The 12,337-nt window shown below is 71.3% G+C and carries 13 protein-coding genes; 10 read left to right on the top strand and 3 right to left on the bottom strand.

Going from position 1 to position 12,337, the window contains the following annotated elements; translation table 11 throughout:
• Positions 1–111 precede the first annotated feature (111 nt).
• Genes ACFYPS_RS00895 through ACFYPS_RS00860 form a run of 8 tightly spaced genes read left to right on the top strand, consistent with a single transcriptional unit; the run spans position 112 to position 8,254 of the window.
• On the top strand, positions 112–984 hold the full coding sequence (locus tag ACFYPS_RS00895; protein WP_354962528.1) for a xanthine dehydrogenase family protein subunit M: 873 nt from the start codon (positions 112–114) through the stop codon (positions 982–984).
• A 2-nt stretch (positions 985–986) separates the two neighbouring features.
• A complete protein-coding gene (locus ACFYPS_RS00890; protein WP_354962529.1) occupies positions 987–1,535 on the top strand; it encodes a (2Fe-2S)-binding protein in 549 nt (182 codons plus the stop codon).
• Positions 1,532–3,922, top strand: coding sequence for an aerobic carbon-monoxide dehydrogenase large subunit (locus ACFYPS_RS00885; protein ID WP_354962530.1), 2,391 nt, complete (start codon positions 1,532–1,534; stop codon positions 3,920–3,922). Before ACFYPS_RS00890 ends, ACFYPS_RS00885 begins: the two co-directional genes overlap by 4 nt.
• A gap of 9 nt (positions 3,923–3,931) precedes the next feature.
• Complete coding sequence (locus tag ACFYPS_RS00880; RefSeq protein WP_354962531.1) at positions 3,932–4,798, top strand: XdhC family protein; 867 nt, start codon at positions 3,932–3,934, stop codon at positions 4,796–4,798.
• Positions 4,799–4,801: 3 nt separating this feature from the next.
• Positions 4,802–5,377, top strand: coding sequence for a nucleotidyltransferase family protein (locus tag ACFYPS_RS00875; RefSeq protein ID WP_354962532.1), 576 nt, complete (start codon positions 4,802–4,804; stop codon positions 5,375–5,377).
• Complete coding sequence (locus tag ACFYPS_RS00870) at positions 5,374–6,243, top strand: MoxR family ATPase (RefSeq protein ID WP_354962533.1); 870 nt, start codon at positions 5,374–5,376, stop codon at positions 6,241–6,243. The genes ACFYPS_RS00875 and ACFYPS_RS00870 overlap by 4 nt, the downstream gene beginning before the upstream one ends.
• On the top strand, positions 6,240–7,055 hold the full coding sequence (locus ACFYPS_RS00865) for an SRPBCC family protein (protein WP_354962534.1): 816 nt from the start codon (positions 6,240–6,242) through the stop codon (positions 7,053–7,055). The genes ACFYPS_RS00870 and ACFYPS_RS00865 overlap by 4 nt, the downstream gene beginning before the upstream one ends.
• Complete coding sequence (locus tag ACFYPS_RS00860; protein ID WP_354962535.1) at positions 7,052–8,254, top strand: VWA domain-containing protein; 1,203 nt, start codon at positions 7,052–7,054, stop codon at positions 8,252–8,254. Before ACFYPS_RS00865 ends, ACFYPS_RS00860 begins: the two co-directional genes overlap by 4 nt.
• On the opposite strand, the gene ACFYPS_RS00855 is transcribed toward ACFYPS_RS00860, so the two are convergent.
• The 3 genes from ACFYPS_RS00855 to ACFYPS_RS00845 form a co-directional block, all read right to left on the bottom strand.
• The gene (locus ACFYPS_RS00855; RefSeq protein WP_354962536.1) at positions 8,215–9,171 is read right to left on the bottom strand and encodes a LysR family transcriptional regulator; all 957 of its coding nucleotides are present in this window, start codon (positions 9,169–9,171) and stop codon (positions 8,215–8,217) included. The genes ACFYPS_RS00860 and ACFYPS_RS00855 overlap by 40 nt on opposite strands.
• A gap of 132 nt (positions 9,172–9,303) precedes the next feature.
• The gene (locus ACFYPS_RS00850) at positions 9,304–9,477 is read right to left on the bottom strand and encodes a hypothetical protein (protein WP_354962537.1); all 174 of its coding nucleotides are present in this window, start codon (positions 9,475–9,477) and stop codon (positions 9,304–9,306) included.
• Complete coding sequence (locus ACFYPS_RS00845) at positions 9,474–9,692, bottom strand: hypothetical protein (protein WP_354962538.1); 219 nt, start codon at positions 9,690–9,692, stop codon at positions 9,474–9,476. The genes ACFYPS_RS00850 and ACFYPS_RS00845 overlap by 4 nt, the downstream gene beginning before the upstream one ends.
• A gap of 579 nt (positions 9,693–10,271) precedes the next feature.
• Between ACFYPS_RS00845 and ACFYPS_RS00840 the strand changes: the two genes are divergently transcribed.
• A complete protein-coding gene (locus ACFYPS_RS00840) occupies positions 10,272–11,402 on the top strand; it encodes a helix-turn-helix transcriptional regulator (protein WP_387322142.1) in 1,131 nt (376 codons plus the stop codon).
• Positions 11,399–11,980: an HD domain-containing protein gene (locus ACFYPS_RS00835; protein WP_354962540.1), complete on the top strand. Its 582-nt coding sequence runs from the start codon at positions 11,399–11,401 to the stop codon at positions 11,978–11,980. The genes ACFYPS_RS00840 and ACFYPS_RS00835 overlap by 4 nt, the downstream gene beginning before the upstream one ends.
• The last annotated feature ends 357 nt before the right edge of the window (positions 11,981–12,337 follow it).

Raw genomic sequence — 12,337 nt, 5'->3', positions numbered from 1 at the left:
CGATCCGCGAGCGTCGGCGGCACCGTCAACGGCGACCTAAGCAACTGCTTAGGTCGCCGTTGACTTCGGCCGGCGCCGGGATGAGATTCTCCGCAACCACGGAGGTGCGACATGCAGGTGCCGGCACCGTTCGAGTACGAGCGAGCCACCAGTGTGGACCATGCCATCGGCCTGCTGGAGCGGCTGGGCAGCACCGCACGGCTGATCGCCGGAGGGCACAGCCTGCTGCCGATGATGAAGCTCCGGCTGGCCAACTTCGACTATCTCATCGACATCAACGACCTGCACCCCGAGCTCGGCTACATCGAAACGGGCCCGAACGAGGTACGGATCGGCGCGCTCACCCGACATCGGGAGCTGCTCGAGTCCGCCCAACTGGCCGCGGCGTTCCCCATCTTCGCCGACGCCGAACGGGTGATCGCGGACCCGGTGGTGCGCAACCGGGGCACGCTGGGCGGCTCGCTCTGCCAGGCCGACCCGTCCGAGGACCTCTCGGCGGTCTGCACGACCCTGGACGCGCGGTGCGTGATCCGCGGCCCGGGTGGCGCAGAACGGGTCGTGTCCATGGAGGAGTTCCACGTCGGGCCGTACGAGACAGCAGTCGGGGACGACGAGATGCTGGTCGAGGTGCGGCTGCCGGTGCGGCCCGGATGCGGCAGCGCGTACCAGAAGGTTGAGCGCCGGGCCGGCGACTGGGCTGTCGTGTCGGCCGGCGCGGCGGTGTGGCTCGACGGCGGCGCGATCGTGGACGCCCGGGTCGGGCTCGCGGCGGTCGGCCCGAACACGACGGGCATCCCGGAGATCTCGGCGGCGCTGCGTGGGCGGGAGCCCTCCGAGAGCCTGTACGAGCAGGCCGGGGCGATCGCCGCGGCCAGCTGCGAGCCGGCGACCGACCAGCGCGGCAGCGCCGACTACAAGCGGCATCTGGCCGCCGAGCTGACCAGACGGACCCTGCGCCGGGCCGTCGAACGGGCGAGGAGTTGAGCATGCAGGTCACGATGACCGTCAACGACGTCGAGGTCACCCGGGAGATCGAGGCCCGGCTGCTGCTGGTGCACTTCCTGCGGGACGTGCTGGGCCTGACCGGCACGCACTGGGGCTGCGACACCAGCAACTGCGGCACCTGCGTGGTCTGGTTGGACGGCGAGCCGGTGAAGTCGTGCACGGTGCTCGCCGCGATGGCCGGCGGCCACCAGGTGCGTACCGTCGAGGGCCTCGCCAAGGGCGCCCAGCTCGACCCGATCCAAGAGGGTTTCATGCAGTGCCACGGCCTGCAGTGCGGCTTCTGCACACCAGGGATGATGATGACCGCCCGAGCGCTGCTCGACCGCAACCCCGACCCGAGCGAGTCGGAGATCCGGGAGGCGATCTCGGGTCAGATCTGCCGGTGCACGGGTTACGCGACCATCGTCCGCTCGGTCCGCTGGGCCGCCGTGGCCGAGGCGCAGGCCGCCGCCCAGGTCGCCGAGACCACCGAATCGAGTGCGGCCGGCGAGATCGCCGACGCCGGCCAGACCGCGGAGGCCGCCGCATGACCACCGTGCACGAGCGCGTGGACACGTTCCACGACAACGACCAGAAACCCGTCGGGTACGGCCGGATGCTGCGCAAGGAGGACCCCCGGTTCCTCCGCGGTCGCGGCCGGTACGTCGACGACGTCCAACTGCCCGGCATGCTGCACCTGGCGATTCTCCGGTCGCCGGTGGCGCACGCCCGGATCCTCAGCATCGACACGAGCGCCGCCGAGGCGTCGCCCGGGGTGATGGCGGTGGTGACCGGGGCGATGCTGGCACAGCAGGGCCTGGCCTGGATGCCGACCCTCTCCAACGACGTGCAGGCCGTGCTCGCCACCGACAAGGTGCGCTTCCAGGGCCAGGAGGTCGCGTTCGTCGTCGCCGAGGACCGCTACGCGGCGCGCGACGCTTTGGAGTTGATCGACGTCGAGTACGACGTCCTCGACCCGGTGATCGACGCCCGCCGGGCGTTGGAGCCGGACGCCCCGCTGATCCGCGACGACCTGGAAGGCAAGACGAACAACCACTGCTTCGACTGGGAGACCGGCGACGCGGCGGCCACCGAGGCGGTGTTCGCACGCGCGGACGTCGTGGTCAGCCAGGATCTCGTCTACCCCCGGGTGCACCCGGCGCCGATGGAGACGTGTGGGGCGGTCGCCGACTTCGACGCCGTCGAGGGCAAGCTGCGGCTCTGGTCCACCACCCAGGCGCCGCACGCGCACCGCACCCTCTACGCCATCGTCGCGGGCCTGCCCGAGCACAAGATCCAGGTGATCGCGCCGGACATCGGCGGCGGATTCGGCAACAAGGTCCCCATCTACCCCGGGTACGTCTGCGCGATCGTCGCCTCGATCGTCACGGGCAAACCGGTGAAGTGGATGGAGGACCGGTCGGAGAACCTGATCAGTACCGGCTTCGCCCGCGACTACATCATGCGCGGTGAGATCGCGGCGACCCGGGACGGCCGGATCCTCGGCATCCGGACCAACGTGCTGGCCGACCACGGCGCGTTCAACGGCACCGCCGCGCCGGTGAAGTACCCGGCCGGCTTCTTCGGAGTCTTCACCGGCAGCTACGACATCGAGGCCGCCTACTGCAGCATGACGGCGGTCTACACCAACAAGGCGCCCGGCGGCGTCGCGTACGCCTGCTCGTTCCGGATCACCGAGGCGGTCTACCTGGTCGAGCGGATCGTCGACTGTCTCGCCGACGAACTGGGCATGGACCCGGCCGAACTGCGGCTGAAGAACTTCATCCAGCCGGAGCAGTTCCCGTACACGACGAAGACCGGCTGGGTGTACGACTCCGGCAACTACGAGCCGACCATGCGGCTCGCGATGGACATGGCCGGCTACGCCGAGCTGCGCCGTGAGCAGGAGGAGAAGCGCGCCCGGGGCGAGCTGATGGGCATCGGCATCGCGTTCTTCACCGAGGCGGTCGGCGCCGGCCCCCGCAAGAACATGGACATTCTCGGGCTGGGCATGGCCGACGGCTGCGAGCTGCGCGTCCACCCGACCGGCAAGGCCGTGGTACGCCTGAGCGTGCAGTCCCAGGGCCAGGGGCACGAGACCACGTTCGCGCAGATCGTCGCCGAGGAGATCGGGATCCCGCCGGCCGACATCGAGGTGCTGCACGGCGACACCGACAACACCCCGTTCGGCCTCGGCACGTACGGCAGCCGCTCGACGCCCGTGTCCGGCGCGGCGGCCGCCCTGGTGGCGCGCAAGGTCCGCGACAAGGCCCGGATCATCGCCTCGGGCATGCTCGAGGTCTCGGTGGCGGACCTGGAGTGGGAGAAGGGCGCGTTCCACGTCAAGGGCGACCCGGGCACGTCCGTCACAATCCAGGACATCGCCATGCGCGCGCACGGCGCGGGTGACCTGCCCGAGGGCATCGAGGGCGGGCTGGAGGCGCAGATCTGCTACAACCCGTCGAACCTGACGTACCCGCACGGCGCGTACATCTGCGTGGTGGACATCGATCCCGGCACCGCGCAGGTGAAGGTGCGACGGTTCATCGCGGTGGACGACTGTGGCACCCGGATCAACCCGATGATCATCGAGGGGCAGGTGCACGGCGGGCTGACCGACGGGGTCGGCATGGCGCTGATGGAGATGATCGCGTTCGACGAGGACGGCAACTGCCTCGGCGCGTCGCTGATGGACTACCTGATCCCGACGTCACTGGAGGTGCCCGACTGGGAGACCGGCTTCACCGTCACCCCGTCGCCGCACCACCCGATCGGCGCGAAGGGCGTCGGCGAGTCGGCGACGGTCGGTTCTCCCCCGGCGATCGTCAACGCGGTCGTGGACGCCCTCAAGCCCTTCGGCGTACGGCACGCCGACATGCCGCTGACGCCGTCGCGGGTCTGGGACGCGATGCGCGGCCAGGCCCGGCCGCCGGTCTGAGGGGCCAGGATGACCACGATCGGGGACCGCGCCCGGGAGCTGACCACCTCCCGCGAGCCGTTCGTGCACGCCACCGTGGTCCGCGCGCAGGAGCCGACGTCGGCCCGGCCGGGCGACGCCGCGGTGATCCGGGCGGACGGCTCGATCGAGGGCTTCGTGGGCGGGGTGTGCGCCGAGAGTTCGGTGCGGGCCGCCGCGCTCGACGCCCTGCGCGACGGCGACGCCCTGCTGCTGCGGGTGCTGCCGGACGGCGCGGCCCCGTTCCCCGAGGCGCCGGGAGCGCGGGTGGTGGTGAACCCGTGCCACTCCGGTGGCGCCGTCGAGATCTTCCTTCGGCCGATGCTGCCGGCCCCAACGCTGCGGGTGGTCGGTGACACGCCGATCGCCGCCGCGGTGGCGACGTTGGCGGCGTTCCTGGACTTCGACGTCGTCACCTCCGACGACCACGCCGGCTGCACCGCCGTCGTGGTTGCCGGGCTGGGCAGGGGCGAGCAGGACGCGATCCGGGCCGCGCTGGACGCCGGCGTGCGGTTCATCGCGCTGGTCGCCAGCCACACACGCGGCGAGGTCGTGCTCGACGAGCTGGGGTTGACCGACCCCGAGCGGGCCCGCGTCCACTCGCCGGCCGGGCTGGACATCGGCGCGCGTACGCCGCCGGAGATCGCGCTGGCCATCATGTCCGAGGTGGTCCGGGCGATCCGGGTGCAGGGTCTGAGCCCGTCCTCCGGTACGCCGGCGGCGAGGCCACAGCAGGCCGTCGACCCGGTGTGCGGGATGACCGTGCTGGTCGGGCCGGAAACGCCGTACGCGCGAGTCGACGGGCAGGACGTCTGGTTCTGCTGCCCCGGCTGCCTCGCGCGTTACACGGCGGCGTAGCCCGTGTTCACGACCGGCCTGGTGCTCGCCGCCGGGGCGTCGGTCCGCCTGGGCGAGGCGAAGCAACTGCTCCCGTACCGGGGGCGAACGCTGCTCGACGCGACCCTTGACCTGGCCCGCTCGTGCGGCTTCGACCAACTGCTCGTGACCCTCGGCGGCGCGGCGAGCGGAATCCGCGACCGGGTGGACCTCACCGGGTGCCAGGTCGTCGAGAACCCGGCGTTCGGCAGCGGCTGCGGGTCGTCGGTCAGCACGGCCGCCCGCGCGGTGGACCCGCGCGCCGACGCGCTCGTGCTGCTCCTCGGCGACCAGCCCGGGGTACGCGCCGCCGACGTCCGTCGGGTCGCCGCGGCGGCCACCCCGCTAGCCGTGAGCCGGTACGCCGACGGGCTGGGCCATCCGTTCCGCTTCGACCGCGAGGTCCTTCCCGAGCTGTACGACCTGCACGGCGACCGGGCCGTGTGGAAGCTGCTGCAGTCCGGTCGCCACCCGGTGACCGAGGTACCCGTCGACGGGCCGGTGCCGATCGACGTGGACACCCGCGCGGACTACGAGCGGCTGCTGGCGGGAGAGCCGTGAAGGACGCGCTGACCGTCCGGCACCGCCTCGACGCCGTCGACTACCTGGTCGACGACGGCATGGCGATGGCCCTGTTCCTGGCGTTGCGGCTCGGCCGGCCGCTGCTGCTGGAGGGCGAACCCGGTGTCGGCAAGACCGCCGCCGCGAAGGCGCTGGCCCGGGCGCTGGAGACACCACTGATCCGGCTGCAGTGCTACGAGGGGCTGACCGCCGGCGAGGCGCTCTACGAGTGGAACTACCAGCGGCAACTGCTGGCGATCCGGCTCGCCGAGGCGCAGCACGCCCGGCTCACCGACGCGGACCTGTTCAGCGCCGAGTTCCTCCAGGAACGGCCGATCCTGCGGGCCGTACGCCATCAGGGACCGGTCCCGCCGGTCCTGCTGATCGACGAGATCGATCGCGCCGACGACGAGTTCGAGGCGCTGCTGTTCGAGTTCCTCGGCGAGGCCGGGGTGACGATCCCCGAACTCGGCACGTTCACCGCTCGTACGCCGCCCGTCGTGGTGCTCACCTCCAACCGCAGCCGGGAACTGCACGACGCGCTGCGTCGCCGCTGCCTGTACCACTGGATCGACTTCCCCGAACCGGACCGGGCCGTGGAGATCGTCCGCCGGGCCGTGCCGGGCGCGACCGAACCGCTGATCCGTACAGCGGTGCAGTTCATCGGCGACGTGCGGGGCCTGGGGTTGGAGAAGGCGCCAGGGATGGCGGAGACCATCGACTGGGTGTCCGCGCTGTCCGTGCTGGGCGCCGCCGACCTGGCCACCGCCGAGGTTTCCCGGACCATCGGCGCCATCGCCAAGACCGCTGACGACCGTGCCGTCGTCGCCGCCGCGCTCGGCCCCCACCAGGAGAGTCAGGTATGAAGATCACCAATGAGTTCGCGGTCGCCGTTCCAATCGAGCGGGCCTGGGCCGTGCTCACCGACCTCGAAGGGATCGCGCCGTGCCTGCCGGGCGCCCAACTGACCGGCGTCGACGGTGACATCTACCGCGGCAGGGTGAAGGTCAAGGTCGGGCCGGTCGTCTCGGAGTTCGCGGGCACCGCGCGGTTCGTCGAGAAGGACGAGGCGGCGTACCGCGGGGTGATCGACGCGAAGGGCCGCGACGCCCGGTCGACGGGGAACGCCTCAGCTCTGGTCACCGCCCACCTCCGGCCGGAGGGCGACCGGACGCTGGTCAGCGTGGACACCGACCTGAAGATCTCGGGGAAGCTGGCCCAGTTCGGCAGCGGCATGATCAAGGAGGTGTCCGGCAAGCTACTGGCCCAGTTCGTCAGCAACCTGGAAGCCACGCTGGCGGCCGAGGAGACGCCGACGGCCGCCGACGGCGCAGCGACCGTGCCGGCACCCCGACCCGAGTCCGAGCACGCCACGTCGACCGCGCAGCCCGAACCCGGCCCCCTCCCGGCCGCGTCCGCCGCAGCGGTCGCGGCCACACCCGTCACCGCCGCCGTCGCGCCCTCGCCGGTCGAGCCGTCGCCGGTCGAGCCGCCACCGCTGGAGCCGTCGGCTGCCGAGCCTTCGACCGGCACCCTGCGCGCCACGCCGGCCGCCGAACCGGAGGCACTCGACCTGCTCAGCATCGCGGGCGGTTCGATCACCAAGCGGCTCGTACCGGTGCTCGTCGGTCTCGTCGCGGTCGGCGCGGTGATCGCCTGGCTGGTCGCGCGCCGGTGAGTCCGGCCCTGCTGCGCGGGATCGACCGGGCCGCGTTCGCGGTGGCGTTCGCCGGCCGGCTGCGGCACGCCGGCGTCCCCGCCGGGCTCACCGACATCGACGACTTCGTCCGGGCGCTCGACGCCAGCCCACCCGACTCGATGTCCACGCTCTACTGGACCGCCCGAATCAGCCTGGTCCGGCGGCACGCCGACCTGGCCGCGTTCGACAGCGTCTTCGCAGCCGTCTTCGCGGACGCGCCACCGCTGCCACCACCGAACCGATCCGCCACGCCGGCGGGCGACCGCGACGACGTACACGTGCCGGTGCCCACCGGCGCTGCCGACGATGGTCCGGGCGGCGGACTGCCGTGGGCGACGCTGCCGCCGGCCGTCGCCGAGTCGGCGGAATGCGACACCGCGCTGCGGCTGCCCGAGCGACGCCCCAGCGCCCTCGCCGGGCTCGCCGACCGGCCGTTCGACGAACTCGACGCCGCGCAGGTCACGCAGCTCGGTGACGCCCTCCGCGCGGCCGTCGACGGCTGGCCGACCCGCCGCGCCCGGCGGCACGCCGTCAGCCCGACCGGACGGCGGATCGCGCTGCGGCCCACGATCACCCGGGCCCGCCGCACCGGGTGGGAACCCGTCCAGGTCGTCCGCGAGCGGCCGGTCCGGCGACCACGCCGGGTCGTGCTGCTCTGCGACGTCAGCGAGTCGATGCGGGCGCAGGCGACCGCGTACCTGCACCTGATGCGGGCGTTCGCGGTCGTCGCCGAGGCGGAGACGTTCGCGTTCGCGACGACGCTGACCCGGCTCACGGTGGTGCTGCGACACACCTCGGCCGCCGAGGCGGTCGCGCGAGCCAGCGCGGCCGTGACCGACCGGTACGGCGGCACCCGGATCGCCACGAACCTGCGCGCCCTGCTCAGCTCCCGGCACGCGGACGCCGTCCGCGGGGCCGTGCTGGTGATCGGCTCGGATGGCTGGGACAGCGACCCGCCCGACGAACTCGCCGCCGTGATGGCCCGACTGCGCCGCCGCGCATACCGGATCGTCTGGTTGAATCCGCGCGCCGGCGCCCCCGGCTTCGCTCCCCGGGCCGGCGGCATGGCCGCCGCGCTCCCCTACTGCGACCGGCTGCTGCCGGCCGGCACGTTCGGGGACCTGCTGCTCGCCGCCCGTCAGCTCCAGAGCGTCACGTGCACCGACGGCTTGAAGTGACCGATGCTGACGCCCGCGCCGCGCATCATCGCCTGAATCGCCCGAGGAGTCGACGAGAACCGCGACAGCTCGGCGGCCGCCGACAGGGGGCCCGGACCGGCCAGCACCTGCGAATGCCACACCGCCTCGACGGTGGCGTGTGGCCCCACCACCTGCTGGAGCTGGCCCTCGCGCACGTCCGGCGCGACGGTGAACGAGAGCGCCGGCGAGACGCCCCTGCCCCGCTTGGCCTCCCCCAGTGCCGCGGCGTGGCTCTGGAAGATCTGCTGCCGGTCGTCGGGCACGGCCAGCCGGCGCAGCATCATGGGGACCGCGCCCAGGTCGGCGGCCGCCGACGGGCCGAGCAGCCAGGTCTGCTCCCGCAACTGCCCCGGGGACGCCGGCACACCGGCCAGCGGATGATCCGGGCCGACCACAAGCACGAGCCGGTAGTTCATCATCGGCCGGCAGGCGATCGCCCCGTCGACGACCGGCGGCTGCGGCCCGACCGCGATGTCCGCGGCCCGGGTCAGCAACAGCGACTCGAACGAGCCCGGGTTGCGCACGCTCAGCTCCACATCGAGGTCGGCGGCCCGCTTCGCGAACAGCTCGATCAGCCCCGGCGCGGCGAACTCGGCGAACAGGCTGGACGCGGCCACCCGCAGCAACCGTCGACCGCGTTTCGCGGCGCTCACCTCGAGCATCGTCCGATCCTGCAGACCCAACAGCTCCGCCGCCCGACTGGCCAGCCGGAGCCCACCCGGGGTGAACGCGAGGCCCGCCGCCGTCTTGCTGAACAGCTTGTCCCCGAACTCCCTGCGCAACTGTGCGACGTGGAGCGACACGGCCGACTCGGACACCTCAAGCTCGGCGGCGGCCTGCTTGACGGACCCCAACCGGACCACGGCGACGTACGCGCGCAGCTGCGTCGGGGTCATCGGCGCCCCACCTCCCCGCCCGATCGCGTGGTTCGGCTCTCCGTCGAGACGAACCACGATCATCCCCCGCCGATGCACCTCGCCACCAGCTCCAGTTCACTTGGCCGCAGCCACGCCCGTGCCGGAGATGCATCAAACGAGACGCTGGATGCGCGCCTTCGGCCGCTCGTTTCTCCGGTGGGCGTGCTTGTGCTGGCGGACCTGCTCGTTCCAGACCTCCTGGTCGTAGTCCGGGTCGGGCGGGATCCACTTGTGCGACCCGTCGCTGTAGTGGAACTTCTCATCGCCTGCCCGCAGGATGCTCACCGCACCCATCCAAGAAACAGCCGGTGCAGCGCGCCGGCCGGTACCCAGGTCAGGTCCGCCGACGCGCGGACCAGTTGAGCACCCAGGTAGAGGGCAAGCGACACCGGCGCCTCCTCGAACTCCGCGCTCAGCTCCCGCCGTCGGATCCGGCACGGCCACGGCGCGTCGCACCCGCCACAGCTCCAGATCGGCAACACCGGGCCGTGCCTGGTCACCGCGAGCCTCCGAGCAGCGACGCTGTGAGCGACCGCGCCTGCCGCCTGATCGCCCACTCCACCTGCCAGAACGGGGACGGAGCCAACAGCGAGCACCACGTCCGGCATCTCGTGCACATCCCGTCGAGCCCGCGAAGATGCACGCTCTTGATGCGCTGTACCCGGTCGTCGTTCACTGCTCCTCCTCTCCCGCCAATGCCCCCGCCTGATCGGGATCCGGTGCCGGACTCGGCAGGGAAGGTCTCCGCCGCACCGGCAGACCCAGCGCCACTTACGCCACGACCACCCGGGCCGGTGCCGCCGTGCCAGGGTCATCGCGACTGCGATCAGGTACTGGTCGTAGGAGACTCGTCGCCACGGCGGTGAGCTGTCCCCCATCGCTGTCTCCCTTCGGCGGGCAGCACGACATGGCCGACACCCTCGGACGGGACCGGTTACGGAACGTTCGGTAACTACGACGCTACGATCACGACGGCGGCCGTTGAACTCACCACCAGTACGAGTGACCAGGCCAGACCCTGCTCACCGACGGTCGGTCGGAGGCAGAACGTCGACCACCGGTCAACGTAGGGGTGTCGGATGGCCAGTCAGGGGCGCTCGCGCTGTCATCGAGGTGGCGTGACCGGGTACCTGCTGAAACTGCTCCGTGAGTTCATCCCGCTGACTCAGGAGCAACTTGCGATCGAGCTGGGCGTAGACCGGGCCACGGTCCAGAGTTGGGAATCGGGACGCCGGCCCTTCACTGCGGTCGCATTCGGCCAAGCGATCGCTACCCGACAGAAGCTGGCGATGCTCGGCGCGAATGCCCTTCTGCTGGCCGCTCTCGACGACGCCGCAGAGGCGGACGTCACCCTCGCTGCGGTACTTGACGCAAAGGTCGAACGGACCGATGTCACCGAGCAGCCGTTGGGCTGGTCAGTGCTCACCCATCGTCTGACCGACCTGATCCTCTGGGCCGTCCTCGGACAACCACCCACGTTCCTGAAAAGGCTCGCGATCTACGGCCCCCGCCGCGGACCCGTGTCCTCCGGCCCGCTGCTACTCGCCGACGAGCGGGCCGCGTTCTTCACACAACTCCACGTGCTCGCTGACCGCGCTGCCAGTCGACGGAACCCGGACGTCCTTCTGCACCGGCAAGCCTGCATCCTCGCCGGCACGGACCCCACCGGAGCATCCGCCCAATGGCTTGCACAGAACAGTGTCAGAAGCACCCATCGCGCAGCCGTCTTCCACACCTGGTCACCGCTGTGGACCGACGCCCGCTCCGTAGCGACCTCCCTCGCCAACCAGGGCGACCCGGAACCGCTCCGAGACTTCATCGCACGCGCCCACCCGGACGACGCCTGCGAGCGGGCCGCTCTCAACTACTCGGCCTACTGGGTCGGCGAAATCCCATACCGCCAGCGCGACGACTCCTTCATGCCCGCCGCCCACTCCGACTGGCGGGGCTCCCGCCTCCTCCGACACCCGTTCGAACGCCTCGACGGAGGGCATCCCTTCGTGGACCTCAACATCCACAACACGTGGGCCCTACTCACCGCACGACGCGGCCTCGCCCTCGACGACCCAACCATCGGAAACGCACTCGCCGACCGTAGCGCCAGTCTTCTCGACGGTGACGCGGTCTCAGAGCAGTCCCGGAGGAAACTGGCGTCTATCGTCTACAGCCTGCGCACCGACGGACTCACCGGCACAGGGACGGGCAGATGACTGACGACCACGACGCCGCAGGCGCGATGAGCTTCATCTTCGAAGCGGGCGTCCTCAAACGCGCCGCACGCACCGGATGGTGGTTCGCCGGCGTCAAGGACCCCGAGTCGATCGCCGACCACTCGTTCCGGACCGCTCTGATCGGGATCATGCTCGCTGCCATGGAAGGCGCCGACCCCGCCCGGGTGTCGATGATGTGCGTCCTGCATGACACCCAGGAGTCCCGGATCACCGACATCCCGCATATCGCCAAGCGCTACCTCACCGCCGTACCCAACACCGCCGTGACCGCCGACCAAGTCGCCGCCTGCCCACCAGCCGTCGCCGACGCCATCACCACTGCCGTCACCGAGTACGAGGCCGGCGAGAGCTTGGAAGCCGTCGTCGCCCGCGACGCCGACAAACTGGAATGCCTCGTGCAAGCCGTCGAGTACCGCCACCAAGGCATCGACAACGTCCAGCGCTGGATCGACAGTTCACGAGCGGCCCTCAAGACCGCCTCCGCGCACCGCCTCGCCGACGCCGCCCTCGCGGGACAGCCACTCGCCTGGCTCACCCCGCCGCCGTCGACAACTTAGGACATCGGCCGTACGGAATCGGCTTGCCTGCTCCGGGATGCTTGCCTACCGTCGTGGGGCACCTCCCGGTGCGCAGGCAACGGCTACTTCCTCTCTAAGAGGGGAGACGTGGGTTCGAATCCCACCGCCACTTTGGGTGGCGTCGACCAGCGGCCCAGGTCACCTTGGCCCGCAAGGGCCGGTCGCCGTCGCCGCTCCGATCTCGGGAGGTGCGCTCACGCCGCACGCCCGGTGCGACGGACACGGCTACTTCTGGTGAAGGCCCTGCAAGGGCCTCGCGGTTCGAACCCGCAAACGCCGTGTCCACTTATGATCTCAGGCGTGTGGCGTGACCACATCCCATCGCCTAAAGATCGC

The organism is Micromonospora sp. NPDC005087, assembly GCF_042872965.1.
GTDB lineage: Bacteria > Actinomycetota > Actinomycetes > Mycobacteriales > Micromonosporaceae > Micromonospora.
The sequence above is the reverse complement of the archived record's forward strand: the minus strand, read 5'-3'. Positions and strand labels throughout refer to the sequence as shown.